This window comes from Phytoactinopolyspora mesophila (assembly GCF_010122465.1).
GTDB lineage: Bacteria > Actinomycetota > Actinomycetes > Jiangellales > Jiangellaceae > Phytoactinopolyspora > Phytoactinopolyspora mesophila.
Genome location: NZ_WLZY01000005.1, coordinates 476,736 through 502,254, shown reverse-complemented (window position 1 = coordinate 502,254; position 25,519 = coordinate 476,736). Strand labels below are relative to the sequence as shown.

24 protein-coding genes and 1 pseudogene are annotated in these 25,519 nt (G+C 66.6%); 12 read left to right on the top strand and 13 right to left on the bottom strand.

Features of this window, described 5'->3' with window-relative positions; all coding sequences use genetic code 11:
• Positions 1–18: 18 nt before the first annotated feature.
• Positions 19–891 (bottom strand): hypothetical protein, encoded by an 873-nt coding sequence (locus tag F7O44_RS17035; RefSeq protein WP_222851438.1) that lies wholly within the window; start codon positions 889–891, stop codon positions 19–21.
• Positions 892–1,094: 203 nt separating this feature from the next.
• On the opposite strand from F7O44_RS17035, the gene fahA reads away from it, so the two are divergent.
• Positions 1,095–2,309 carry a fumarylacetoacetase gene (gene fahA, locus F7O44_RS17030; RefSeq protein ID WP_174255943.1) on the top strand — a complete coding sequence of 405 codons (1,215 nt, stop codon included), beginning with the start codon at positions 1,095–1,097 and terminating at the stop codon, positions 2,307–2,309.
• Between the two features lie 49 nt (positions 2,310–2,358).
• Here fahA and F7O44_RS17025 read toward each other — a convergent pair whose 3' ends face one another.
• Positions 2,359–3,285 carry a cation diffusion facilitator family transporter gene (locus tag F7O44_RS17025; protein ID WP_162451451.1) on the bottom strand — a complete coding sequence of 309 codons (927 nt, stop codon included), beginning with the start codon at positions 3,283–3,285 and terminating at the stop codon, positions 2,359–2,361.
• Between the two features lie 158 nt (positions 3,286–3,443).
• Positions 3,444–3,788, bottom strand: a pseudogene (locus F7O44_RS17020) (ArsR/SmtB family transcription factor); the annotation flags it as partial.
• Positions 3,789–3,937: 149 nt separating this feature from the next.
• Between F7O44_RS17020 and F7O44_RS17015 the strand changes: the two are divergent.
• Complete coding sequence (locus tag F7O44_RS17015; protein ID WP_162451449.1) at positions 3,938–4,501, top strand: SRPBCC family protein; 564 nt, start codon at positions 3,938–3,940, stop codon at positions 4,499–4,501.
• On the opposite strand, the gene hppD is transcribed toward F7O44_RS17015, so the two are convergent.
• Positions 4,498–5,709: a 4-hydroxyphenylpyruvate dioxygenase gene (gene hppD, locus F7O44_RS17010; protein WP_162451448.1), complete on the bottom strand. Its 1,212-nt coding sequence runs from the start codon at positions 5,707–5,709 to the stop codon at positions 4,498–4,500. The two genes, F7O44_RS17015 and hppD, sit on opposite strands and share 4 nt — an antisense overlap.
• Positions 5,710–5,916: 207 nt before the next feature.
• On the opposite strand from hppD, the gene F7O44_RS17005 reads away from it, so the two are divergent.
• Positions 5,917–6,426 carry an Lrp/AsnC ligand binding domain-containing protein gene (locus F7O44_RS17005; RefSeq protein ID WP_174255942.1) on the top strand — a complete coding sequence of 170 codons (510 nt, stop codon included), beginning with the start codon at positions 5,917–5,919 and terminating at the stop codon, positions 6,424–6,426.
• Positions 6,427–6,486: 60 nt separating this feature from the next.
• Positions 6,487–6,999 (top strand): hypothetical protein, encoded by a 513-nt coding sequence (locus F7O44_RS17000; RefSeq protein WP_162451446.1) that lies wholly within the window; start codon positions 6,487–6,489, stop codon positions 6,997–6,999.
• Positions 7,000–7,047: 48 nt separating this feature from the next.
• Here F7O44_RS17000 and F7O44_RS16995 read toward each other — a convergent pair whose 3' ends face one another.
• A complete protein-coding gene (locus F7O44_RS16995) occupies positions 7,048–7,203 on the bottom strand; it encodes a hypothetical protein (protein WP_162451445.1) in 156 nt (51 codons plus the stop codon).
• 508 nt (positions 7,204–7,711) lie between these two features.
• Between F7O44_RS16995 and F7O44_RS16990 the strand changes: the two genes are divergently transcribed.
• The 5 genes from F7O44_RS16990 (at position 7,712) to F7O44_RS16970 (ending at position 12,655) form a co-directional block, all read left to right on the top strand.
• Positions 7,712–8,257 carry a (2Fe-2S)-binding protein gene (locus F7O44_RS16990; RefSeq protein ID WP_162451444.1) on the top strand — a complete coding sequence of 182 codons (546 nt, stop codon included), beginning with the start codon at positions 7,712–7,714 and terminating at the stop codon, positions 8,255–8,257.
• Positions 8,254–10,647: a xanthine dehydrogenase family protein molybdopterin-binding subunit gene (locus tag F7O44_RS16985; protein WP_162451443.1), complete on the top strand. Its 2,394-nt coding sequence runs from the start codon at positions 8,254–8,256 to the stop codon at positions 10,645–10,647. Before F7O44_RS16990 ends, F7O44_RS16985 begins: the two co-directional genes overlap by 4 nt.
• Positions 10,644–11,501 carry an FAD binding domain-containing protein gene (locus tag F7O44_RS16980; protein WP_162451442.1) on the top strand — a complete coding sequence of 286 codons (858 nt, stop codon included), beginning with the start codon at positions 10,644–10,646 and terminating at the stop codon, positions 11,499–11,501. The genes F7O44_RS16985 and F7O44_RS16980 overlap by 4 nt, the downstream gene beginning before the upstream one ends.
• Positions 11,502–11,698: 197 nt before the next feature.
• Positions 11,699–12,463, top strand: coding sequence for an SRPBCC family protein (locus tag F7O44_RS16975; protein WP_162451441.1), 765 nt, complete (start codon positions 11,699–11,701; stop codon positions 12,461–12,463).
• Between the two features lie 21 nt (positions 12,464–12,484).
• Complete coding sequence (locus F7O44_RS16970; protein ID WP_162451440.1) at positions 12,485–12,655, top strand: hypothetical protein; 171 nt, start codon at positions 12,485–12,487, stop codon at positions 12,653–12,655.
• 91 nt (positions 12,656–12,746) lie between these two features.
• Here F7O44_RS16970 and F7O44_RS16965 read toward each other — a convergent pair whose 3' ends face one another.
• Entirely contained in the window at positions 12,747–13,361 is a 615-nt protein-coding gene (locus F7O44_RS16965; protein WP_162451439.1) for a hypothetical protein, read from the bottom strand.
• A 2-nt stretch (positions 13,362–13,363) separates the two neighbouring features.
• Entirely contained in the window at positions 13,364–13,948 is a 585-nt protein-coding gene (locus F7O44_RS16960) for a SigE family RNA polymerase sigma factor (RefSeq protein ID WP_162451438.1), read from the bottom strand.
• A gap of 287 nt (positions 13,949–14,235) precedes the next feature.
• Here F7O44_RS16960 and dhaK point away from each other — a divergent pair, with 287 nt between their 5' ends.
• From dhaK to dhaM, 3 genes are read left to right on the top strand one after another with little or no spacing between them, the layout of a single operon-like run.
• Positions 14,236–15,225: a dihydroxyacetone kinase subunit DhaK gene (dhaK, locus tag F7O44_RS16955; protein WP_162451437.1), complete on the top strand. Its 990-nt coding sequence runs from the start codon at positions 14,236–14,238 to the stop codon at positions 15,223–15,225.
• Position 15,226: 1 nt separating this feature from the next.
• Positions 15,227–15,853 (top strand): dihydroxyacetone kinase subunit DhaL, encoded by a 627-nt coding sequence (gene dhaL, locus F7O44_RS16950; RefSeq protein ID WP_162451436.1) that lies wholly within the window; start codon positions 15,227–15,229, stop codon positions 15,851–15,853.
• Entirely contained in the window at positions 15,850–16,248 is a 399-nt protein-coding gene (gene dhaM, locus F7O44_RS16945; protein ID WP_162451435.1) for a dihydroxyacetone kinase phosphoryl donor subunit DhaM, read from the top strand. Before dhaL ends, dhaM begins: the two co-directional genes overlap by 4 nt.
• Before the next feature lie 32 nt (positions 16,249–16,280).
• Here dhaM and F7O44_RS16940 read toward each other — a convergent pair whose 3' ends face one another.
• The 6 genes from F7O44_RS16940 to F7O44_RS16915 form a co-directional block, all read right to left on the bottom strand.
• Positions 16,281–17,876 (bottom strand): FAD-dependent oxidoreductase, encoded by a 1,596-nt coding sequence (locus tag F7O44_RS16940; RefSeq protein ID WP_187361383.1) that lies wholly within the window; start codon positions 17,874–17,876, stop codon positions 16,281–16,283.
• Between the two features lie 3 nt (positions 17,877–17,879).
• Positions 17,880–19,346, bottom strand: a complete 1,467-nt coding sequence (locus tag F7O44_RS16935) for an arylsulfatase (protein WP_162451434.1) — start codon at positions 19,344–19,346, stop codon at positions 17,880–17,882.
• Entirely contained in the window at positions 19,343–21,820 is a 2,478-nt protein-coding gene (locus tag F7O44_RS16930; protein WP_162451433.1) for a beta-glucosidase family protein, read from the bottom strand. Before F7O44_RS16930 ends, F7O44_RS16935 begins: the two co-directional genes overlap by 4 nt.
• Before the next feature lie 18 nt (positions 21,821–21,838).
• Positions 21,839–23,377 (bottom strand): family 16 glycosylhydrolase, encoded by a 1,539-nt coding sequence (locus tag F7O44_RS16925; protein ID WP_162451432.1) that lies wholly within the window; start codon positions 23,375–23,377, stop codon positions 21,839–21,841.
• 79 nt (positions 23,378–23,456) lie between these two features.
• Entirely contained in the window at positions 23,457–24,491 is a 1,035-nt protein-coding gene (locus tag F7O44_RS16920) for an ABC transporter ATP-binding protein (protein ID WP_162451431.1), read from the bottom strand.
• Positions 24,488–25,519, bottom strand: coding sequence for an ABC transporter ATP-binding protein (locus F7O44_RS16915; RefSeq protein ID WP_162451430.1), 1,032 nt, complete (start codon positions 25,517–25,519; stop codon positions 24,488–24,490). Before F7O44_RS16915 ends, F7O44_RS16920 begins: the two co-directional genes overlap by 4 nt.

Genomic DNA, 25,519 nt, shown 5'->3' with positions numbered 1-25,519 from the left:
CTGAGCATCGCGCCGACATCAGCTCCGGGGGGCGATCTCCATTTCAACCGCGGTCTCGTATTCGTGGGTTGTCTCGGTCTCGTCGTACCCGAGCTTCATCTCAACCGAGGTAGTGCCGTTGCTGGTTCCCGAGACGGCGATCGGAAGGCTCAGGGTTCCGGCGCTTTGTCCGGTGAAGGAGCCGGATCCGCCGACCACATCGATGCCTGTGTCGCTGCCTTGGGTGGTCGGGATCGCCTGCTGGGTGATTTCGGTGTCCAGCTGGTACGCGTCACCGTCGAAGTCAGTGAGAACGTACGAGGCCTTGTTGCAGAAGGTGACGCCGCCGCCGTCGACCGAGCTGACCACCTGCCATTCCGCGCCGACACCCACCGGTTCCTCGGGAAACGGCACAGTCATATCCACCATCTGCTGATCAAGCTGCTCCACCATGCTCACCAGCAACGGATCCATCTCCTCGGTCATGAATCCACCGTCGACGAACGCGCCGCTACGGGTCGTGGTGATAAAGCCGGACGTTCCAGTGATCGACTCCAGCATGTCGTCCATCGGCAAGTCGCCCCCAAGCTCGGCGTCGTCATACACGAACGACATCTCGATCTCGTCGTCGGTGACGTTCTCGATCACGAGCTCAATGCCGAAGCGCATCGTCGGCGGGGCCTCGAGAGGCACGTCCTCACCATCACGGCGCGCCGAAACACCTGTGGTGATTGCCACGTCGAGGCCCGCGCTGTGTCCCGCGGTAGGCGACAGCTCCATCAACTCGCGTGGCTCCGCACCAGAGTCGTTGACCGTCACCTGAGGTGGCCCTTCGCAATCCTCGATGTCGATCGCCAACGCATCGTCACTGCCGCAAGCGGTCAGAATCAGGAGGAGTGCAGCCGTAGCCAAAGCTATGACATTACGCACGCGAATTCCTATCGTGATCATCGACTTCTTTGAAGACAGCGGTCCATGGCATGTCAAGATCATCCGATGCCGGCGAGCTGTCCTTCCGGATCAAAACCGCAATCATGTCCGCCGTCGCTACACGAGCGGTATATATGGGCCACCGGCCCGCGCTGGCGCGGAGGCCGGTCAGATAACGTCTGCCCATGACCGACGTGCGACACAGCTGGCTGGATCTTCCCGACGATGCGCCGTTCGGCGTCCACACGCTTCCGTACGGCGTCTTCTCCACAGAGGGCGAAGATCCCCGGGTGGGGGTGGCGATCGGCCACTACATCATCGATCTGGCTCCGCTCGCCGCCGTGGAAGGCCTGGAAGGCGGCCACGTCTTCAACCGGGGCAGCCTGAACCCGTTCATGGCGCTCGGGCGGGGAGCATGGGACGCCGTGCGTGGCTGGCTTGTCGAACTCGTCAACGGCGAGTCGGGCCGCGAGATCGTCGAGCCCCATCTGATACGTGCGGATGAGGCACGTCTGCACATGCCTTTCGAGGTCGCCGACTACGTCGACTTCTACTCGTCGCAAGCCCACGCGGAGAACGTCGGCAAGATCTTCAGACCGGACTCACCGTCGTTGCCGGCCGCCTGGAAGCACCTCCCCATCGGCTACCACGGACGCTCTGGCACCGTCGTCCCGTCCGGTACCGGCATCATCCGCCCGTCGGGCCTGCGGCGGGTGGGCGAAGACATCGGGTACGGCCCGTCGTTGCGTCTGGACATCGAGGCTGAAGTAGGGTTCGTCGTCGGCACCCCGTCCGCACTGGGCCAACCGGTTCCGATCGACGAATTCGAAGACCACGTCTTCGGCGTGATGCTGGTCAACGACTGGTCGGCAAGGGATATCCAGGCGTTCGAGTACGTGCCGCTCGGACCTTTCCTGGGCAAGTCTTTCGCGACGTCGATCGCACCCTGGGTAGTGCCCCTGGCTGCCCTGCAACACGCGCGCGTCGACCCGCCCGCTCGCGACCCGCAGCCGGCCACCCACTTGGCCGACGCCCAGGCGTGGGGCCTCGACCTGCGCCTCGAGATCGAATGGAACGGCACTGTGGTGTCCCGCCCCCCGTTCAGGGAGATGTACTGGACGCCGGCGCAGCAGCTCGCCCATCTCACCACCAACGGCGCGGCTATCCGCACCGGCGACTTGTACGCGTCGGGAACAGTCAGCGGGTACGAGCGTGATCAACGCGGTTCGTTCCTCGAACTGAGCTGGAACGGTTCCGAACCGGTGAGCCTGGACGACGGCAGCTCGCGTTCCTTCCTCGAAGACGGTGACACCGTGACCATCCGGGCTACTGCACCTGGACCGGACGGAGCCCAGATCGAGTTCGGCGAGGTAACCGGAACCGTTCACCCCTCCAGTTGAACCATGCGGTGCCCTGGCTTCGCGGGCGGCCGGCATCCGGGTGTCTCGATCACTCGTGCTGGGCATACTCGTGGTCGGCGTGCCCGCGTGGCTCGATCTGGAATGTGCTGTGCTCGATGTCGAAATGGCCGGCCAGGCAATCGTGCAGGCCATCGAGTATCGACTCGCTGCCGCATTCGGCGAGCTGTAGTTCATCGACCACCACATGGGCGGAGAGGACCGGAACACCGCTGGTGATGGTCCAGGCATGCAAGTCATGGACATCCACGATGCCGGGCACATCTAGCATGTGCTGGCGCACCTCGTCGAGATCGACACCCTTCGGCGTCGCTTCCAGCAAGACATTGAGGACATCACGCAGCAGAAGCCAAGCCCGAGGCAGGATCATCACACCGATGAGAATCGACGCAATGGCATCGGCGCGCAGGAAGCCGGTGGCGATGATCACCAGCGCTGCCGCCACCACCGCGACCGAGCCGAGCATGTCCCCGAGCACCTCGAGATAGGCGCCGCGGACATTGAGGCTCTCCTTCTGCCCCCTGCGCAAGATCAACAGCGACACGAGATTGCCGGCCAGGCCGACGACGGCCGCCGCCAGCATGAAGCCGCTGTCGATCTCGCTCGGCTCGAGCAGCCGCCGCACACCACCGATCATGACCAAGACGGCCACCACACCGACGATGAGCGCGTTGGTCATAGCCGCGAGGATCTCGACCCGTTGCAGCCCAAAGGTGCGCTTGGCATTGGCCGGGCGGGCGGCGATGAGCGTGGCCAGCAGCGCGACCGCGACGCCGGTGCCATCGGTCAGACTGTGCGCGGCGTCGGCCAGCAACGCCATGGAGCCGGAGAGCCACGCGCCCACCGCCTGGACCAGAGTGATCGAGACGATGATGCCGAGAACGACGGCCATCCGCCGGCGGTAGGCATACGCCGCCGTACCGGAGGCAGGAGCGCCGTGCCCGTGCCCGAAGCCCATCAGTGCCGTCCTGGACGCTTGGAGGGTGCCTGGTGAGCAGCACCTGGTAGGTACGCCCCGGTGTGATCGTGTTGGTCGTGTACCGCAGACTCCGGCTCAGCGCCATGGAGGACGCATCCCCGCACGGCGCCGCAGACGCCGGCCAGTTCGGAACGACGATGCTCCGGGCAGAGCGTCACGGCAGAGCCGTTGCTGTTCAGCAACTGTTCGGCGGCCGACAGCAGCGGCCAGAGCTGGGGCTTGGCCAGCTCGTAGAACGTCGAGCGCCCATGCGGATGTGCGTCGATCAAGCCGGCGGATCGCAGACACGCAAGGTGGCCCGAGACAGTCGACTGCGCCAAGCCGAGCTCCCGGGTCAGATCGACGACGCGCCGTTCACCGTCGGCCAGCAGCCGGATGATCGACAGCCGTACCGGATCGGCGAGGCTGTGAAATAGCAGGACCGCAGCCTGGTCATTGGCCTTGGCCGCGCCGCCGTCGACGAGTGTTCGATTCATCGCCATAGGCCGATGATAGCCGATTTCGCCGATGCTTGGCGACAGAGATCGACACATGGCTCGCTGGCAACACGCTGAGTCAGCTGAGGAACCGGTTTCCAACGTGCATCCAACGTGCCATGCCGGACTCATTGGGCGAGACCTACACTCAGACGATGCTCAACGTGCCGATCAAGGGCGAGCGCGAAATCGGTGTGCGCCCCACACAGGTCTGGGACCGCCTCGCGACGGTCCTGTCCGGGGTGGGCAGCTCCTTGCGCCCCGGCGAAGTAATCGAACTGCGCAGCCCACTGGCCGAAGCTCCCGAAGGCAGCGAGCCAGATCGGATTCGCGTCGTTGCCGTACAGAGGCACCGCCGGCTCGCGCTCGAGACAGCCGACACCGGCAAGGCCGGCGGGCATGCCGATCTGGAGCTGGAACCCTCCGGATCGGGGACTCTGGTACGGCTGCGCGCCGGACTTCGCTTGCCTGGTGGCCCATTGCCGAGGTTCGCAAGCCTGCTGTTTCCGCGCCGCTATCGGCTGATCCGGGCGGACATCGCTTCCTATGCGCTCGCCGAGATCGAAATACTGGCCACCGATGGCAACGCCCAGCTGCCGCAGAATCCGTTTCGCCATCTGCCCATCGTCGGGAAGAAGCTCGATTCGTCGAACGACGAACCACTATTGCTTTCGCTCTACCAGGCAACGACGGCAGACGACGCCGCGAGCGCGCCCTAGAGATTGCCGCGGCGTTCCTGCTCCCGCTCGATCGACTCGAACAGGGCCTTGAAGTTGCCCTTGCCGAAGCCGAGCGAGCCGTGCCGCTCGATCAGCTCATAGAACACCGTCGGGCGATCGCCGATGGGTTTGGTGAAGATCTGCAGCAGGTAACCGTCCTCATCGCGGTCGACCAGGACGCCGCGCTTCTTCAGCTCCTGGATCGGCACGCGCACCTCACCGATCCGGGCGCGAAGCTCTGGGTCGTCGTAATACGCGTCCGGCGTATCGAGGAAATCAACGCCTTCGGCACGCATGATGTCCACCGTTCGCAGGATGTCGTTGGTCGCAAGGGCGATGTGCTGGCAGCCGGGCGAGCCGTAGTACTCGAGGTACTCGTCGATCTGCGACTTCTTCTTGGCGATCGCCGGCTCGTTCAGCGGAAACTTGACCCGGTGGTTGCCGTTGGCGACCACCTTGGACATCAGAGCGGAGTATTCGGTAGCGATGTCGTCGCCGACGAACTCAGCCATGTTCACGAAGCCCATGACTTTGCCATACCAGTTGACCCAGTAGTCCATCTGGCCCAGCTCGACATTTCCCACGCAGTGGTCGATGGCCTGGAACAGCCGCTTCGGTGCGCCCTCACGCTTGACGTAGCCGGACGTCCGCGCCACGTAGCCGGGCAGATACGGACCGCTGTAACGCGATCGGTCAACGAGCGTGTGGCGGGTCACGCCGTACGTGGCGATCGCGGCCATCCGGACGGTTCCGTGGTCGTCGGAGACATCGTACGGCTCATCCAGGATGGTCGCCCCCTGCGCGCGGGCGTGCCGGATACATGCGTCGACGTCGGGCACTTCCAGGGCCAGATCAACGACGCCGTCGCCGTGCTCACGGTGGTGATCCAGCAGCGCGCTGTCCGGCGCGACGCCGCCCTTCAGCACGAATCGCGCGGAACCGCTGCGCAGCACGAACGCCTTATGGTCCCGGGTACCGGTCTCCGGGCCAGCGTATGCGACCAGTTCCATGCCGAAAGCCGACTGGTAGTAGTGAGCGGCCTGAGTGGCGTTGCCGACCACGAAGACCACGGCGTCCATCGCCGTAACCGGGAACGGATCCTTGGTCTCGTCGTATTCCACCAGGCCGACGAGCTGCTTCAACTGATCAACGTCGAGATCGGCTTCACGCTCTTCCGGCGTGAGCGTCCGGGTCGAATCCGTGGCCATGATCGCCCTCCTGCGCTTTCGTGGTGCCCGAAGGTATGCGGTACCCCGTTACCGCGGACTGTGCCGCGAGACGCCCCGAGTACGCAACTGTCTCTATGACCACTGATCAGCATGCACATTATGAACAGCGGATAGGCTGCATACCTTGATACTTTGTATAGTCCGCCGCCTTCTTACAGATCGAGTTCGGACCGGAACCGCGCGTCTGTGGCATCTCGTGGAGGAATCGTGATCGACTCGCTCGACGTCAAGATCATCGAACTGTTCGCGGCACAACCGCGCATCGGCGTGCTCGAGGCCTCGCGCCGGATCGGGGTGGCCCGCGCCACCGTGCAGTCACGCTTGGAAAAACTGGCCGCCGCCGGTGTCATCGAATCGTTCTCGCCGTCCATCAATCCCGGTGCGCTCGGCTACCGTGTCACGGCTTTCGCCTTCCTGGACATCCGCCAGGGCGCGCGCAGCTCGGTCGCGGCACACCTCGAGCGGATCCCAGAAGTACTCGAAGTACACACCATCACCGGCCAGGGCGACCTGTACTGCAGGATCGTGGCCAGGGACAACGACGACCTTCAGCGGGTCATCGACGATCTCGTGGGTGACGCCGACATTGTCCGGATATCCACCGTCATCGCCCTGGCCACCGTCGTCGCTCCGCGGATTCTCCCGCTCGTCAGGGCGGCCGAGGCACCTGGCCACAGCCGAGGTGATGCCATCTGACCATCCGCAGTACGGACCCCACTTGCCAACCACCCGCCCCACCAGGGTTGAATGTGCAGAGTGTCCAGACGCGCATCTGGCGGCACACTAGCCGCCTTCCTCATTTTGGCCGCGATCGTCGGTTTTGCCGGCGGCGCGTACCTTGGCACGCAATCGGGCGATGACGACACCGCCAACACCCCCGTTGCTTCGGCAACCGACAACGGCGACGAACCCAACGACGAGACTGACACCGACACCGAAGGTGACGAAGAGAACAACAACGACGACGACCCACCGGCAGACTCCGGCGGCGTGTCGTTCTCCCTCGCACAGACCTCGGCTTCCGCCAACGAGGAGATCAGCTACTCCGGCCGGATCGAGTCCGGTGAAGCCGGCGTGCGGCTGCAACTGCAGCGCAGTGTTGACGGCGGCCCTTGGGAAGACTTCCCGGTGTCGCCACGTGAGACCAACGCCGACGGCGAGTTCAGCGGCACCATTCAATCGAGCAGAAGCGGCGAGAACAGCTTCCGGATGGTTGGCATCAACGACGACTCCCTTGTCTCCGAAGAAGCCGTCCTGACTATCAACTGATCGCTGAGAAAGCGAACCGCCCGGCCGCCGTCACGTCCGAAACGCAGCTCAAAGCAGGACGCGCAGGGAGTCGGCGGGGCCGACGAACCGGTGTTGCGCCACGCAGTGGACATCAACGTGCTCGACCAGCCCGGCCGTGCTCGGGAGACGATCCCGGACCGTGACTTCGGCAGGAAGCCCACATTCTGGGCAGTCGTACAACATGACGGTGCTCCTCGCGACGAGGCAGGTGCCGCGCCTCCCTTGCCGCGAGCCTGACCGATTCCTTCTGGCGGATTGTTCTCCGCTGAGCCTGACGCCCAATCGGCAGAAACCAATCCAAATCGCCATATTGGCGCGTCCTTGCCCATGATCGCCAGTACACGCGCCCGTGTCGCCCGTCACACCAGGCCTCCCCACACCCGGTGATCGACAGTGCGTTGTGGTGGTGAACCCGCGACCACAACGCCCTGATGATCACCCCTCAGCGACCACAACGCACTGTCGATCACCGAATACACGCGTGTCCCGAGACAGATAGGCGGAACCTCTTGCGGTGACCGGGCGCGGTGGACTTTGCTGGTGTCAACAAGCGCGCACCGGGATCTGGTCGCCGTCAGGCGGATCGGAGATCGCCAGACACAAGGAGGTGGAGCGCGCTGCGGGACCGACCGATGCGCACCATCGGGCCGACATGTCTTCGATCGGCCACTGCGTACGGGAGGAGGGCCCTATGACCAAAATCAGCATGACGGTCGACGGTGTCCGATACGACGACGATGTCGAGCCCCGCACCCTGCTCGTGCACCACCTACGGGAGCGCCTCGGCAAAATCGGCACGGTTGTCGGCTGCGACACGAGCAACTGCGGTTCATGTACGGTCCTGCTGGCCGGGAAGAGCGTCAAGAGCTGCACTGTCCTCGCGGCACAGGCTGACGGCATGGACGTCACGACGGTCGAAGGATTGTCCACACCAGGTGGTGCCCTACACCCGGTCCAGCAGTCGTTCCACGAGACCCACGCGCTGCAGTGCGGGTTCTGCACACCCGGCATGATCATGGCCGCGGTCGACCTGCTCAACGAGAACCCCGACCCCAGTGACGAGGAAATCCGCGAGGGCCTCGAGGGCAACCTGTGCAGGTGCACCGGCTACCAGAACATCGTCCGCGCCGTCCAGCACGCCGCTTCGACCATGCGCACGGACGTTCCCACCACTCCGGAAACCGCCCAGCAGTCACAGCCCGCGCAGCCCGGCGCCAGCCAGGAGGTGACGACATGACCGTCACCGAGCCACATGCCGGCGCAGAGGTCGGCCGGGACCGGCGCCGCAAAGAAGACGCTCGCCTGATCACCGGCCGGACGTTGTGGACGGAGAACATCAGCCTGCCAGGCATGCTGCACCTGGCCATCCTGCGCAGTCCCATGGCACATGCCCGGATCACCCATGTCGACGTCGCCCCGGCGCGGCATCTCCCCGGAGCCATCGACGCCTTCAGCGGTCAGGACATCGCCGACATCCAAGGAACGCTCGCCTGCGCCTGGCCGGTCACCGAAGACACCGTGGTGCCCGACTACCCCCCACTGGCCGTCGACGAAGTCCGCCATACCGGGGAGCCGGTGGCCGTGGTCGCGGCCCGCGACCGCGCCAGCGCCCTGGACGCGCTGGAGGCCATCGAGATCGACTACGAACCCCTGCCGGTCGTCTTGGACATGGAAGCCGCCCTGGCCGACGACGCCCCGCTCGTGCACGAAGCGAAGGGGACGAACAAGAGCTACACCTGGATCTTCGACTCCGCCGAGGCCGGCACCGGGGAGTCCGTCACGCACGCGGAGTCCGAGGCGGAGCTCGTGATCAACCGGCGCTACGTTCAGCAGCGGCTGATCCCGGCCTTCATGGAGCCGCGTGGCGTCGTCGTCGACCCCACAGGCGAGCAGATCACCATGTGGTCGGCCACTCAGATCCCGCACATCCTGCGCCTCATGCTGGCGATGTGCACAGGAGTGGCAGAACACAAGATCCGGGTGATTGCCCCCGACGTCGGCGGCGGTTTCGGCGGGAAACTGCAGATCACGCCGGAGGAGTTCATCGCATTCGCCGCCGCCCGCAGGCTCGGGCGCCCAGTCAAGTACGTGGAATCGCGCTCCGAGTCGATGCTCTCGGCACATCACGGACGCGACCAGATCCAGGACATCACGCTCAGTGCCCGGCGCGACGGCACCGTCACCGGGTTGTCGGTGAAACTGCTCGCGAACATGGGCGCATACCTCGGCATCGTCACCCCCGGAGTGCCGATCCTCGGCGCCTTCATGTTCAACGCGATCTACAAGATCCCGGCCTATCGGTTCGAATGCTCGGGTGTGTTCACCAACACCACCAAGACCGACGCCTACCGCGGCGCCGGGCGGCCGGAAGCCACCTACGCGATCGAGCGGATCATGGACGAGCTCGCCAACGAGCTCGGCATGGATCCAATCGAGGTGCGACGGAGGAACTGGATCAATCACGACGAGTTCCCCTTCAGCACCGTTGCCGGCCTCACCTACGACTCCGGCAACTACGAGGCCGCCACCGACAAAGCCCTCGGCCTGCTTGGCTACGACGAGCTCCGTCGCGAACAGCAACAACGTCGCGACTCCGGTGACCCTGTCCAGCTCGGCATCGGAGTTTCCACGTACACCGAGATGTGCGGACTGGCCCCGTCCAGGATCCTCGGGCAGTTGCGCTACGGGGCCGGCGGCTGGGAGAACGCGGCGGTCCGGATGCTGCCGACCGGGAAGGTCGAAGTCGTGACAGGCACCTCGCCGCACGGCCAGGGACACGAGACCGCGTGGAGCCAGATCGTCGCCGACCAGCTGGGGGTGCCGTTCGAGGATGTCGAGGTTCTGCACGGGGACACCCGAACATCCCACAAGGGTCTGGACACATACGGCTCCCGCTCACTCGCCGTCGGCGGCATCGCGCTGGTGCAGGCCTGCCAGAAGGTCGTCGACAAGGCCCGGCCGATCGCGGCGCACCTGCTCGAATGCGACCCAGCCGACCTCGAGTTCGCCGAGGGCCAGTACCGCATCAAGGGCACACCTGGAACCGGCAAGACACTCGCGGACTGCGCGCTCGCGGTGTTCACGTCGCACGAGATGCCAGACGGAGTCGAGCCCACGCTCGATGCCGACGCCACGTTCGACCCGGACAACTTCTCCTTCCCGCACGGCACGCACCTGTGCGCGGCCGAGGTCGACACCGAGACCGGCCACGTACGGATCCGCAAGTACGTCGCGGTCGACGACGTCGGTCGAGTGGTCAACCCGATGATCGTGGAGGGGCAGGTACACGGCGGGATCGCCCAGGGCATGGCCCAGGCGCTATTCGAAGGAGCTGTCTACGACGCCGACGGAAACCTATTGACCGGCACGTTCGTGGACTACACCGTTCCCAGTTCGGCGGACCTGCCCGAGTTCGTCACCGACCGCACCGAGACACCGGCCCCCGGGCATCCGCTCGGAGCCAAGGGTGTCGGAGAGGCCGGCACCATCGCCTCGACACCGGCCGTCGTCAATGCCGTCGTCGACGCGCTTCGCCCGCTCGGCGTCTCCGACGTGCAGATGCCGTGTACACCAGAGCGGGTGTGGCAGGCCATTCGCAGCGCTACCGATGGGGGTGAGCGGTCATGATCCCGGCCGCATTCGACTACACCCGGCCCACAAGTGTCGACGACGCCGTCCGGGCGCTCGCTGACGGCGGCGAGGACGCCAAGGTCCTGGCCGGAGGGCAAAGCCTGATCCCGATGCTCAGGCTGCGTTTCGCCGTGCCCACCACTCTCGTCGACCTCGGCGCTGTGGATGCGATGCGTGGCATCCACGACGACGGCGATGCTCTCGTCATCGGCGCTATGACCACCCATGACGACGTCATGAAGAGTTCTCTCGTCCAGGAACACGCTCCGCTGATCGCTCAGGCCACGGCCACGGTCGCCGACCGCCAGGTCCGCCACCTGGGCACCTTCGGCGGTTCGCTGGCGCACGCCGACCCGGCCGGCGATCTGCCCAGCGTGGCATCCGCGCTCGATGCCTCGTTCGAGGTCGCGGGGCCGTCGGGGCGCCGGTCGGTGCCGGCGTCGGAGTTCTTCGTGGACTACCTCACCACCGCCATGGAGCCCGACGAGCTGCTGGTGTCGGTGCGCGTGCCGAAGCTCACCGGGTGGGGCACGCACTACGAGAAGTTCAACCGAATGGCCCAAGCGTGGGCCATGGTCGGAGTGGCGGCAGCGGTTCGCCGGTCCAACGGCGATATCGCCGAGGCACGCGTCGCGCTGACCAACATGGGCCCCACCCCCATCCGGGCGCACGCCGTCGAAGAGGCCATGGTCGGCGCACCAGCGGAGCAGGGCGCGCTACAAGCGGCCGCGGAACGGGCAGGTGAAGGTACCTCCCCCACCGGCGATGTATCGGCATCGGCTGAGTACAGAGCCCACCTGGCGACGGTGCTCACTCGCCGTGCCCTGCAGGCTGCCGCAACATCTCGGTGATCGTGAGCAGCATCCGCCCTCATCGTCAGTGATCGTGAGCAGATTTATGTCGCTCTGGCGACAGCGATCCGCTCACGATCACAGAGGACAAGCACAGATATCTGCTCACGATCACCGCGTACGCGGGCAGGAACAGCCCTGCACGCGCGCGTCGCGCTCAGCCGGAGCCCGTAAATCGGAAGAGGGAGAGGGAAGACATGCAGCTGGATCACCAGTTCACCGTTCCGGTGCCGATCGCCGATGCCTGGAAGGTACTGCTCGATGTGCCGCGAGTGGCGCCGTGTATGCCGGGTGCCACACTCGACGAGTTCGACGGCGAGACCTTCAGCGGCTCGGTCAAGGTCAAGCTCGGCCCCATCTCACTCCTCTACCGTGGCACCGGCCGGTTCATCGAGACCGACGATGCCGCTCACCGCGTCGTCATGGAGGCTTCAGGCAAAGAGGCTCGGGGCTCCGGCACGGCCGCGGCGACCGTGACCGCGAGCATGGTGGCCGACGGTGACTCCACTCACGTGAACGTGACCACCGACCTGCGCATCACCGGACGCCCGGCGCAGTTCGGCCGGGGGATGCTGAACGACGTCGGCGGGAAGCTGCTAGGGCAGTTCTCCGACTGCCTCGCCACGACGCTGGGCGACACCGGCCAGCAAGCCGGCACCCCCACAACATCCACCTCGGGCCAGGCTACGGAAGCAGCCCCCGCCACGGCGAGCGGCAGCGACGCGGCGAGCAGCCCAGCTGCTCCCAGCGGCACCAGAGCCGAGACTGGCCGATTCGCGCATCCCGAACGCGCAGCGGTCGAGGAAGCCGAGGCCGAGAACGCCGAGTTCGAGGTCGAACCGATCGATCTGCTCGAGATCACCGGCGCCCAGGATGCCCTGCGCCGGTACGGTCCTTACGCCGCCGGCGCCGCCCTGCTCGCCATCCTGCTCTGGATCATCCTCCGCCGCCGCTCTAAATGATCATGTTCGGTGGGTTTTCTCGTGCCTCACCATGACTGCGGGCACGGCCACAGCGACGACGCCCGCACCCACGCGACCATCGAGACCGTCGGCCACGTGGCCGTGAACATCCTGACCAACTACAGCAACAATCTGGGCCAGGTCGACAACGAGTGGCCTGTCGTCACGCCGCACGAGCAAGCGGCCGCTTAACGTCCGGAGCTCCACCTCCGCACACCCATTCAAGGCGATCCAACAGCGACAATGCGCTGATGATCACCGGGGGCTGGGAGCAGGATGCGGGTCACTCGTCACGGGGGACGGCCAGGTTCGGCGTGACGAGTGTCCTGTCCGCGGCTTGGCCAGCACTTAGCTCGTATCCATCCGGCACGAGCAAAGCATCTCCCCATCTCGGCGATGGGCCGGCCGGAATCGCGAGTCCGTCGTCCAGGAAAGCCGCAACTTCAGCGCAACCTGTCGCTGACCGGTTGTACGGGTGCTTGGTGTACGCCACGAAGCAGATCTCACCGCGAAGATTGACCGCGGCCCAGAACTTGGTGTCCTCCGTTTCCGTGACCACTCGGGCCGTCGAGGCAACCAGTCCTTGTTGGCTTACCTGTTCACCCAGCATCGCTGGCAGTTCGTCGTCAATCCCCGCGGGCTCCGCCAACAGGCTCAAGGCGTCCTCGGGCGAGGGGTCGCCGGCAGCCGTCAACTCGCCGCTACCCCCGGACAATGGGGTGACCACGAACGCTCCGGCCACGGCTCCGACGACGGCCGCGACCCCCACGCTCGCCTGGACGAACCGGCGCCGCCGCAGTCTCGCCTGTCCACGTCGAACAGTCGCTTCCAAATCGAATGCGCGCGGTGGCGAGGTGCGCTCGTCTGCCGAACGCAACTTCTGGAGTACGTCTTCCATCGTTAGATCCCTCCGCCTGTGGCACCGTGGGCGCCAGTTCGATCTGCTGGACTGGCTGAGCCCGAGCGCTCATCAGCCGTCGCTGGTGCGACAGCATCGTTTGACAAAAGGTGGCGCCGGAGATGGCCGATGGCGTCGTGGCTCTGCCGCTTCACGGTGCCGGGCGCAATACCCAGGATCTGCGCGACGTCGGCCACGGTCCGGTCTTCCATGAAGCGCAACACGACGATCGCCCGCTGCTTGGCTGTCAGCCCGGCCAGCGCCTGCGCGAGATCGTGGCGTTCGGCGGCATCAGCTGCGATATCGGCGCCGGAGGTCTCCGGCATGTTGTCGGCGACGCGTTCCCGGCGCCACCATGGCCGGCGTGTCTCACTGATCGCCAGCCGCACCAGCACCTTACGGGCATACGCACCGTGGTCGCCGACATCGTGTGCACGTGGCCAGGCGACATACATCCGCTCCAGCGCGGCCTGCACGAGGTCGTCGGCCCGGTGCCAGTCACCGCACACCGCATACGCGAAGCGCCGAAGCTGGTTCAGTTCACTCGTCGCCATGGCGACGAACGACTCCCGCAGCTCTTCTCTCATCTGCACCGCCCCTACCGTTCCGCATCGAACGCATCGTGCCGGATCCGTCCCGTCTTCGATTGATGCCTCTACCATGCAGACGCCCGGGCCACCTCGTCCGGTTGTGTCGCACGGCCGCCCGATCCTCGAGAGCCTGCTCATACCCCGCCGCCGGCGCGTCGCCGGGTGGGAATGATGGCCGCAAGTACCGATGATCTTGGCAATTCGGGCGTAGGGTGAGGCTACGAGTGGTTCCGGACCAGCTGAAGCGGCCGGACAAGTCGCCGAGCTCAGAGTTGGAGCGTTCGATGAAGAAGCTGATCAACTCCCCAGACACTGTCATCCCGGATGCGTTGCGTGGTGTGGCCGCTGCGCATCCCGGCCTCGCCGTCGACATCGAGAACCGCATCATTTCGCGCGCTGAGCGGGCCACGAGCAAGGTCGGGCTCGTCTCGGGCGGCGGTTCCGGTCACGAGCCCCTGCACGGCGGGTACGTCGGGCACGGCATGCTCGACGCCGCCGCCCCCGGCGAGGTCTACACCTCCCCGGTTCCAGACCAGATCATCGCCGCCACCCAGGCGGCCGACTCCGGCCAGGGTGTCCTGCACATCGTGAAGAACTACACCGGCGATGTCCTCAACTTCCGGATGGCGGCCGAGCTGGCCGAAGACGAGGACATCCGGGTCGTTTCGGTGGTCACCAACGACGACGTCGCGGTCGAGGACTCCACATTCACCGCCGGCCGACGCGGCACCGGCGGGACGATCGTCGTCGAGAAGGTCGCGGGAGCGGCCGCCGAAGAAGGCGCCGATCTCGACACGGTCGCCCAGCTGGCCACCGAGGTCAACGAACGCTCTCGTTCATTCGGTATCGCGTTGCACGCCGGCACGGTCCCGGCTGCCGGCAAGCCTGGTTTCGATCTCGCCGAGAACGAGATCGAGCTGGGAGTCGGTATCCACGGCGAACCCGGACGTGAACGCGGGGAGATCGCGCCCGTACGGGATCTGGTCGCCTACGCGCTGGACGCCATCCACGCCGACCGGCCGATCTCCGGCGATGTCCTGGTCATCATGAACGGCCACGGAGGCACACCACTCATCGAGCTGTACGGCGCATACGCAGAGGCGGACGAGTGGTTGAACGGTCACGGCATTACGGTCGCACGCAGCCTGGTCGGCAACTACATCACCAGCCTCGACCAAGCCGGTTTCTCGATCACCGTCACGTCGCTGACCGACGAGCTGGCCCGGCTATGGGACGCACCGGTCTCCACCCCCGCGCTGAGGTGGGGGATGTGACATGATCCTCGACACAGCTACGGCCATCGCCTGGGTCAGCCGCGCCGCGGAATTGGTGCGCACCGACGAGCCACGCCTCACCCGGCTGGACGCCGAGATCGGCGATGGCGACCACGGCGCCAACTTGACGCGTGGCCTGCTCGCGGCCGTCGTTGACATCGACGAGAAGACGCCGGACAGCGCCGCAAAGACGCTGATCACCGCCGGGCGCGCGCTGATCTCCAAGACCGGCGGAGCGTCCGGGCCGTTGTACGGCAACGGGTTCCGGCAGTTCGGCAAAGAACTACGCGACGAGGGCGACGTCACCGCGGTAGCCGATGCGCTCGAAGCGATGCTCCGGGGCATCGAGGAACTCGGCGGAGCCTTACACGGCGACAAGACCATGGTGGACGCGCTGGCTCCCGCCGTCGCCGCGTTCCAGGAAGCAGCTCGCAGCACGTCCGACCTGCACACCGCCGCCGTCAATGCCACGAAGGCCGCCGAGGCCGGGCTGGCCGAGACAATACCGATGCAGGCCCGGAAAGGCCGCGCAAGCTATCTCGGCAAACGCAGTATCGGCCACGAGGATCCCGGGGCCGCCTCCACCGTTCTCATCCTGCGTGCATTAGCTGAGGTGACCGCGCCATGAGTGTGGGGATCGTTCTGGTCTCTCACAGTCCGGCGCTCGCGGCAGCCACCGCGGAGCTGGCGAGTTCTCTGGCCGGCGCGGAGGTTCCGATCGCACCCGCCGGAGGAACTGAAGATGGCGGCATGGGAACGAGCATCGACCTGATCAGCGCCGCTGTGACTGAGGCGGACAAGGGTGACGGCGTGCTCATCCTGATGGATATGGGCAGTTCGGTGCTGACGGCCAAGACATTGCTCGCCGACCTCGAAGACGAGGACAACGCTCCCGTGGTCCGCCTTGCCGACGCACCGTTCGTCGAAGGTGCCGTGGCCGCTGCCGTGCTGGCCTCCACCGGAGCCGACCTGGAGGCCGTAGCGCACAGCGCTGAACAGGGCTGGGCGATGCGCAAGCTCTGAAACCGGGCTCGCAACCGATACGCCTGAAACCATCAATAGCCGTAGACCGTCGGCCAGGCCAGTTCGACGCCGTGCTCGGTCAGTGCCTTCTGATACGCCGCGAGGTGGATGTCGTCGGCGCGGACCTGGTGCGGGGTGACCTTGTGGGTGAGGCAGTACGCCGCCAGCAGACCCGCCGACTCGCCGACGTTCCATTCCACCGGGTGAAGCCGGTAGCAGCCGTTGGTGATATGCGTCGTTCCGATGTTCTTCGCCGCAGGGAGCAGGTTGCGGGTGCGGACCGGCAGCAGAGCGCCCAGCGGGATCTGGAACGGCAGCGAGCCGACGTCGATGTAGTTGTCCCCGCCCGTGGACGGGTGCAGGTCGATGCGGTACGAACCGATCCCGACCGAGTCCGGGTACGCCTTCGCGCCCTGCTGTCCACGTAGCGCAAGCGAGACGTCCTGTTCGACGATCGTGTACTCGGCGGCGATCCGCCGCGACTCCCGGATGTATGGGGCCTTCGCCAGCCCGTGCGTGGTGCCGAACACGTCGCCGCGCAACCGCAACCCGCGCAGGCCGGTTCCGCCGTCCGGTGTCGGCATCTCGGTCTGCATCCAGTACAGGAAGCTCCGGCTCATCTGCCGGGCGCCGACGGCGTGCTTCGCCGCTTCGTCGGCGTCCACCTCGAACAACGGCCCCTCCAGGTAGTCGATCATCGGCCAATTCACGATCACCACGTCGCTGGCAAACGCACCGGGCGCGAAGTTGTCCCGCGCGAGGATCCGCCGGAACGCCCACAGGTCCCGGTCGGCGCCACGAGCCGGATCGTCGTCATGCGGAAGGAAATAACGCGGCGCCGGTTCCAGCGTCTGCGGCGACGGCGCCACCATGCTGAACATCCGATCCGGCCAATACGGCGGCTGATAGTCCCGCCAGAAGCCGTACTGGTCGGGCTTGTCGATCGTGTGGTCTTCGCCCGGCCGGTGATCCACGGCGAAACACCAGGACACAGCCTGCATGTTCAGCGGTTGCCGCTCCCGGGGAGCACTGGGCTCGCCGGTGTCGTCCTGGGACTCGAAACCGGTGATGTACTCCGTGCCGGTCAGAGGCAACAGCTCTCCGGTCTCGGTGGCGTCCAGAACATACGGGGCGGTGACAGTGAGCGTGCGGTTGCCGTCCAGGTCATGGAGCGTGACGCTGGTAACGGTGTCATCGTCGACGGTGGCCGCGACCGGCCGGTGGCGCAGCCGCACGTCGAGGCGTCCGTCGGCGCGGCTCGGCGCGAGCATCCCCTCCAGCACGGCCAGGCTGACCCGCGGCTCCGCGCACAGCGGGCTGACCTTTCCGTTGCCGGGATTCAGCGCGCGTCGTGCCCGAGCCTCGGGTGTTAGCGGGTACCAGCGGCGGTAATAGTCCCGGATGCCGTCGCGCAGCTGACGATAACTCGCGGTGCAGCCGAACTGCTCGATCCACGGGTGCTCATCCGACGGCACGCCCTGGGCCGTCAACTGTCCGCCGATCCAATCGGTCTCCTCGGCGAGAACGACGCGCAGTCCAGCCCGTGCCGCGGCCAGCGCGGCGGCCACCCCGCCCAGGCCAGCGCCCACGACCACGACGTCGGTGTGTATCTCCCTGTCTTCGCTCATGCTCTACTCCTGGCGGTGGTCGGTTACGTGGGCCAGGCAGGCTCGGACCGGCCGGCCGGGAATCAGCCGCCGGCCGTCGGTGAAGCCTTCTTCGCGGCCGTCGAGCTCAGCGACCAGGCGGGCGCGCCACCAGGCAAGCGTGTCGGCCGACGACGGGTCGCGCGCCAGGTCGCGAGTCTCTTCCGGGTCGGCGACCAGGTCGAAGAGCTGTTCGTGGCCGGACCCGGAGAACCACACGTACTTGGAACGGCCATCGGTGAGCCACTGCTGCGACTCGCCGAACATCACGTGCTCGCCGTGCAGGTCGCCCCGCCACTGGGAATCCTCACCAGACACGCCTACTTCTCCGCGCACGCGCCCGAGGAAGCTCTCGCCCTCGACCGACGCGGGCGGGTCGACGCCAGCGCACTCGAGCAGCGTCGGCATGATGTCGCGCAGTTCGACGAGCTCATCGCGTACCGAACCGCCGGGCACGCCCGGTCCGGCGAAGAGCAGCGGAATCCGCGCGGACCCCTCGTAGGGAAAGCCCTTCCGGTACAGGTGATGGTCACCCATCATCTCGCCATGATCGGAAATGAAACAGATGTATGTGTTCTCCCGTACCCCGTGGTGCTCCAGTTCAGCCAGCAGATACGCGATCTGGTGGTCGACGTGGGTCATGTGCCCGTAGTAGCCGGCCCGGGCGCGCCGCAACGTTGCCGCGTCGACGTCGGCCACCCATGCCGTGGGATCGGCCGGTTTCGCGTGCCTCGCGAAGAGCTCCACCCAGTCGCCCACCGGCGGATCGGGCATCTCCCGGTCGAGATACTGCTCGAACGCCCACCCCGGCGGATCGTACGGCGGGTGCGGCGCGTTGAACGAGGCGAACAGGAAGAACGGCTTGCGTGGGTCGCGCCGCCGCAGGAAATCGGCCGCCTGGGTGGCCACGAAGGTGGTCGGGTGAGTGTGCTCCGGTTTGTCCCACGGCCGGGCCACGTAGGAGTTGCTGTCGATGCCATGGTCGAAGAACGTGGCGTCTCGCCCCAGCTGCTGGCGCAGCCAGGGCAGATAGTCATCCACCAGGCCGGGGTCGCGGCCCTGCTGACGAGCCATCCGCACGATCCCGGTGGGGCTGTGCAGGATGACGTTCTGGAACCCGAGCTGGCTGCGCTCGGGATAGACGTGCATCTTCCCCACCGCCTGCGTCTGGTACCCGGCGCGGGTCAGCTCGCCGGCCAGCGTCACGTCGTAGTCCCACGGCACGTAGTCCTGGTAGCCCACCCGCCCATGGCTCGCGGGTGTCATCCCGGTATGCAACGACGCCCGCGCCGGGATACACGTGGGCGACGCCGAGTAGGCCCGGCTGAAGCGCACGCCCCGCGAGGCCAGCTGGTCGAGGAACGGCGTGTGCACCACCGGGTGCCCGGCGACGCTCAGGCAGTCACCCCGCCACTGGTCGGCCATGAGCAGGAGGATGTTCGGTGCTGTCATTCGACGTCGACCCGCGTGCTCAGCGGGAGATCGGCCACGTGCGATCCGGCGTACAGGGTGTAGCTGCCGGGCTCGACCTGCCAACCGCCGTCCCAATGCTGAAAAGCACGCGACGCGATCTCGATCACCGCGTTCTGCTCCTCCCCCGGCTCCGCTCTCACCACAGCGAACCCAGCCAGCCACCGCTCCTGCCGCTCGACGCCACTGCCCGGCCTGGACAGATACACCTGCACCACATGCTTACCCACCCGCATCCCGGTATTGCGGACCCGCACCTGGGCCTCCCACCGGTCTCCAGCAGGACGAGACACAGTCAGATCGGTCAGGTCCCAGGTGGTGTAGCCGAGGCCGTAGCCGAACGGGTACGCCGGAGACACACCGGAGCGCAGCCAGGCGCGGTAGCCGATGTGGATGCCCTCGTCGTAGCGCAGCGTGCCGTTCACCGGCGTGGTGTCCAGGATCGGGACGTCGGACTCGGCGGCCGGCCACGTGGTCGGCAGCCGGCCGCCGGGTTCTCTCACGCCGAGCAGGACGTCGGCGAGGGCGTTGCCGTACTCCTGCCCCCCGAACCAGGTGAGCAGTACGGCCGCCACCTCGTCTCGCCATGGCATGGTCACCGGCGCGCCCGAGTTCACGACCACTACGGTGCGAGGGTTGACCGCCGCCACCGCGTGGACCAGCTCGTCCTGCCGGCCCGGCAATGCGAGGCTCTTCCGGTCGAAGCCCTCGCTCTCCACATCCGAGCTAGTGCCGACCACGACGACCGCCGCGTCGGCGGTGCGGGCGGTCTCGACGGCTTCGGCCATCAACTGATCAGGCTCGGCCGTTTCGAGGTCGAAGCCGAGGGTGAGGGTAGCCGCCCCTTCGGGCCGGTCAGCGGGCACCTCGAGACTGATCTCGATGTCGATCGGTGTGCCGGCCGTCAGCGACACCGGCACACTCGCCACAGGCGGTGCCAGCAGGCCTCCGGCGAAGACCTGCCCCTCATGCACCAGTTCTGCGTCGAGCACCAGGCGCCCGTCCACGTGCATCCGTACCCGTCCCGCACCGGCCACCCCCAAGCGCACATCCTCCGTGCGCGTCGGCCGGTAGCGAGTGCAGAGCTGCACCCGCGCGTGGTCAAGGAGCCGGGGAGAGGCGAGCCGCGCCAGATCGGCCCCGCGTCGCCACTCGCTGAGGATCTCCGCGCCGTCCGGGTCCCGGAAGATGACGCGAACCCCGCGCTCGCCCGTCACCGGGTCGGTCAGGTCCTGCTCAGGTAACGGAACGACGGCGCGCTGGATGGCCGCTCCGAGCGCCCAGACCACCTCCGTGCCGGGAAGTGCGCCGCGCAGCCCGTCCAGCGGCGCCACCGTGTAATCGGGCTCGACCACCGCGCTGCCGCCGCCCTGAGTCCGGGCGTGAAAGGCGTTGTGGCCGATCACGGCCACTCGCCCCAGCGAGGCGGCCTGCCAGGGCAACTCACCGCCAGCGTTTCGCACGAGTACCATGCCGGCCGCTGCGGCCTCTCGCACGAGCGCCGGTCCGTCTTCTACTGGCGCCCGCCCGTCTTCCTTGGATGGCACAACGACGGCTGGGGCCACTCCATCGAGCGCACCTACCCGGCCGGCGAGACTCAGGAGGTGAAGCACCTTGCGGTCGATGACAACCTCGGGGACGCGTCCGGTGCTGACCGCTTCGACGAGCTTGTCACCCCACGGACCGTCCGGGCCGGGCATCACCAGGTCCAGCTCCCCGAGGGCAGCGCCTTCCGTCGTCTGGGTCGCCCACCAGTCCGAGACCACCACGCCGTCGAAGCCCCATTCGCCCCGCAGCGGCTCACCCAGCAGCGGGTTCTCCGTCATGGTGGCTCCGTTGACCGAGTTGTACGCCGCCATGACCATCCACGGCCGCTCCTGGCGGACGATGTTCTCGAACGCCGCCAGGTACAGCTCCCGCAACGCACGCTCGCTCACCACGACGTCGGCGGTGAATCGCTCCGTCTCGAAGTCGTTGGCGATGTAGTGCTTCGGGCACGCGCCCACACCTCCGTCCTGAACCGCGCGGACGTAGGCCGCCGCCAGCCGGGACGTCAGGAGCGGATCCTCGGAGTAGGCCTCGAAATGCCGTCCCCCGAGCGGGCTGCGGTGCAGGTTGATGGTAGGTCCGAGGACGACGTCGGCACCGCGGCGGCGCGCCTCGACCACCAGCAGGGCGCCGTACCGGTACGCGAGCTCGACGTCCCAGGACGCGCCCAGGGCGGTGGCCGAGGGCAGGTTGATCGACGTCTCGCGTCCGTCGAAGTGCTCTCCGCGGATTCCGGACGGCCCGTCGGAGAGCACCATCCGGCGCAGGCCGATCGCCGGCTCGTCGTACAGGCCCCACATGTCGGCGCCGGTCAGCAGCCGGACCTTCTGCTCGAGGGTCAGCCGGGCCACCAGCGCCGGCAACGTTTCGTCGTCGACGCCGGCGGGGCGTGGATGGGTCTGGCTCATCTCAACGGCTCCAGGTGATCAGAGGTCGCAGGCGATCGACTCGGCGAACTGGCAGTCGTCGCCCGGCTCGGTGTAGGCGACCCGGTCGACCTGCATGGTGAGCGGGCCGTCCGGCGGCACGAATTCACCCATCTCCGGGGTCGACTCGCTGGCCCAGATGTTCAGGAACATGTTCGTCGCCTGGCTGGGGATCTTGTCCTCGTCGGTGATCGAGTGCACGAGATCGCCGTTCAGGTAGAAGTCGAGCTGCTCGGCCGACCAGACCATTCCGTAGTCGTGGAACTCCTGGTCCGCCGGTGCCGGCAGGTCGGCGAACACCGGATCGAGCGGCTGGTTGTTCCGCCAGGTGTTGAGTTTGACCTGGCTGGTGTCCAGACCGAGCAGTTTGGCGATGTCGATAGCTTCCGACGGCTGCTCGCCGGACGCGCCGGCCCAGGTGAAGAAGGTCGCCATCACACCCGAGCCTTCGACGCCTTTCATCCGCACCTCATAGGTTCCGTAGCCCAATCTGCTCCGGTGCTGCACTTCGGCGCATGCGTAGTCGCGGTCACCGGTGGCCTGCTCGACGAAAGTGAGGTTGAGCGTGCCCTCAGCCACCGTGGCCTGGTCAGCGGCCCAGGTGCAGTTCTGCTGCGGACCGTTGTTCCAGCCGTTCGACCGCTGCCAGCGGTTGGTGTCGAAGGTGTCGAAGTCATCCACGAACGACGACGATGGGATCTCCACGTCGATGTCGCACACGATCGAGTCCTCGAACTGACATTCCTCTTCCGCCCTGGTGAACGCCACATACTCGTACTCGGTGATGATCGGCTCGCCGTCGTATTCGAACGGGCCCATCCAGTCGGTGAGCATGTCCGTGCTCCACGTCATGGTGAAGATCTGCTGGTTGATGGAGGGAACCTGGGACGGCTCGGTGTACGTGCGGACGAGCTCACCGTTGATGAAGAAGCGGACCTGGTGCGGCTCCCACGCGAACGCGTAGTGGACGAACTCCTCGCTGTTGTCCACCCCGATGTCCACCGGACCGCCGCCGGACGGTACGCCGTCCACCCACGTGTTGATCTCCACCTCCGTGGTGTCCTTGCCGAGGACCTCGACGTCTATCTCATGCCACGGGTGCCCCTGATACGGACCGATGTAGGTGAACAGGGACTGATTGGTGCCACTGGCCTCGGTGACACGCATCCGGGTCTCATAGGTGCCGTAGCCGTACCGCTGGTGGGTCTGCATGGCCGCACAGGAGTAGTCGAGGCCTCCGAGCGGGGTGTCGTCCAGCGTGAGGGTCAGTATCCCGTCCGCGACGGCCAGGTTGTCCGCGTTGAACATGCAGTTCTGATGTTCGCCGTTGCGGTAACCGTCGTTGATGAACCAGAAGCTCTCGTCGATGGGTTGGTCGAACTCCTCCACAAAGGAGTCCCCGCCGGTCTGGGCCTGCGTCGGCGCGTCGTCGGCCTGCGTCGGCGCATCGTCGGCCTGCGTCGTCGTGGCGGTGATGACCGAGAGAACCAACGCGGCCGAGGCAGCGGCAGCGAGGGCAATCCGTCGTTGCGTTCGCATGATGCGGGTCCTTTCTTCACGTGCGGAATCTGGGGGGCGTTGGAGGGTCGGGGATAGGGGCCTCCTCTCGCGCGGGACATCAGGCGGGTTCGTGCTCGACGCCGGCCAGGCTGAGGTCGTCGGTCCGCAGGCAGGCAGCCGGATGTCCGGGTGTGGTCTCGGTCAGAGCGGGGCCCTGTTCAGCGACGTCGCAGACGCCCGGCACCGCGTACGGGCACCGGGTGTGGAAGTAGCAGCCCGGCGGAGGATTCGAAGGATCGGGGAGGTCGTCGGCCAGGCGGATCCGGCGCCCGGCGTCGCGTAGGCGTGGGTCTGGGCGCGGCACTGCCGAGAGCAGCGCTTCGGTGTACGGGTGCCGCGGCCGAGCGTAGAGCTCGGCCGTGTCCGCCAACTCCACGATCTTGCCGAGGTACATGACAGCGACCCGGTTGCAGATGCTCTCCACCACGGACAGGTCATGGGAGATGAACAGGTAGGTCAGCTCGAAGTCGTCCTGCAAGTCGCGCAGGAGATTCAGGATCTGCGCCCGCACCGACACGTCCAGCGCGGAGACCGGCTCATCGGCGATCACCAGCCGCGGCTCGAGGATCAACGCCCTGGCAATGTTCACTCGCTGCCGCTCACCACCGGAGAACGCATGCGGAAACCGGTCCATGTACTTGGGCGACAACCCGACCCGGGAGAGCATCCGCGCCACCCGGCGCTCCAGCTCACCACCGGTGGCGATGCCGTTGGCCCGCAACGGCTCACCGACGATCTGCAGAATCGTCATCCGCGGATTCAGCGACGAGAACGGATCCTGGAACACCACCCGGATCTGCCGCTGGAATGGTTTCAGCTGGCGGTGACGCAGCCCGGCCAGGTCGGTGATGGCGCCGTCGGGCCTTCGGTACTGGATCCGGCCCGCAGTCGGTTTGATGATGCGCGAGATCGACCGGCCCAGTGTGGTCTTGCCGCATCCGGACTCGCCGACCAGTCCGAGCGTCTCCCCCGGACGGATCGTCAGGTCCACGCCCTCGACGGCGCGGACGTGGCCGACGGTGCGACCGATGAACCCGGCCTTGACCGGAAACCGGACGGACAGCTCCTGAACCTCCAGGATCGGCTCGGTCATATCCGCACCTCCTTGAGGGACGAGCGGTCGTGCTCGTGCAGCACGCAGCGGGCCGTACGGCCCGGTCCGAGCACGACGTCGGGTGGTTCGGCCGCGTCGCACACGCCGACGATGGCGGAGTCGCAGCGTGGATGGAACGGGCACCCGGCGGGCCGGTCGGACGGATGCGGAACGTTGCCCCGGATCGTGGTGAGCCGCTGCCGCGTACCGGCCCCCATGCGCGGAATGGAACCCAGCAGCGCCTTCGTGTACGGATGCTTGGGATCGTGGAAGATCTCGTCCACGCCTCCGCGCTCCACCACCGTGCCCAGATACATAACCACCACCTCGTCGGCGATCTCCGCCACCACGCCCAGGTCATGGGTGATGAACAACACCGACATCCCCGTGTCGGCCTGCAACTCCCGCAACAAGTCGACAACCCGTGCCTGCGTCGTCACGTCAAGTGCGGTGGTGGGCTCGTCGGCGATCAGCAGCGCTGGATCACAGGCCAGCGCTATCGCGATCATCACCCGCTGACACATCCCGCCGGACAGCTGGAACGAGTACGCATCGAACCGCTGCTCAGGACGCGGTATGCCGACCCGCCGCAGCAACCCGATCGCCCGCTCCCGGGCCTGGTCCTTGTCAAGGGGCAGGTGCAGCTGGATCGCCTCCACCAGCTGCGCGCCCACCGTGTACATCGGCGACAACGACGCCATCGGCTCCTGGAACACCATCGAGATCTCACCACCGCGCACCCGCCGCATCTGCTCGCTCTTCGGATCCAGGGACGCCAGGTCCACGGGCTCACCGCCCTCGCGGCGCCACCAGATCTCACCGGCCACGATCCGGCCTGGCTCGTCGACCAGGCCGAGCACCGAACGCGCCGTCACACTCTTCCCGCACCCGGACTCACCCACCACGCACACCGTCTTGCCACGCGGAACCGAGAGCGTGACGCCGTCGACGGCGCGGACCGCACCTTCTCTGATGAAGAAATGAGTTTTCAGGCCCTTGATGGCCAATAGGTTGTCGGTGGCATGCAT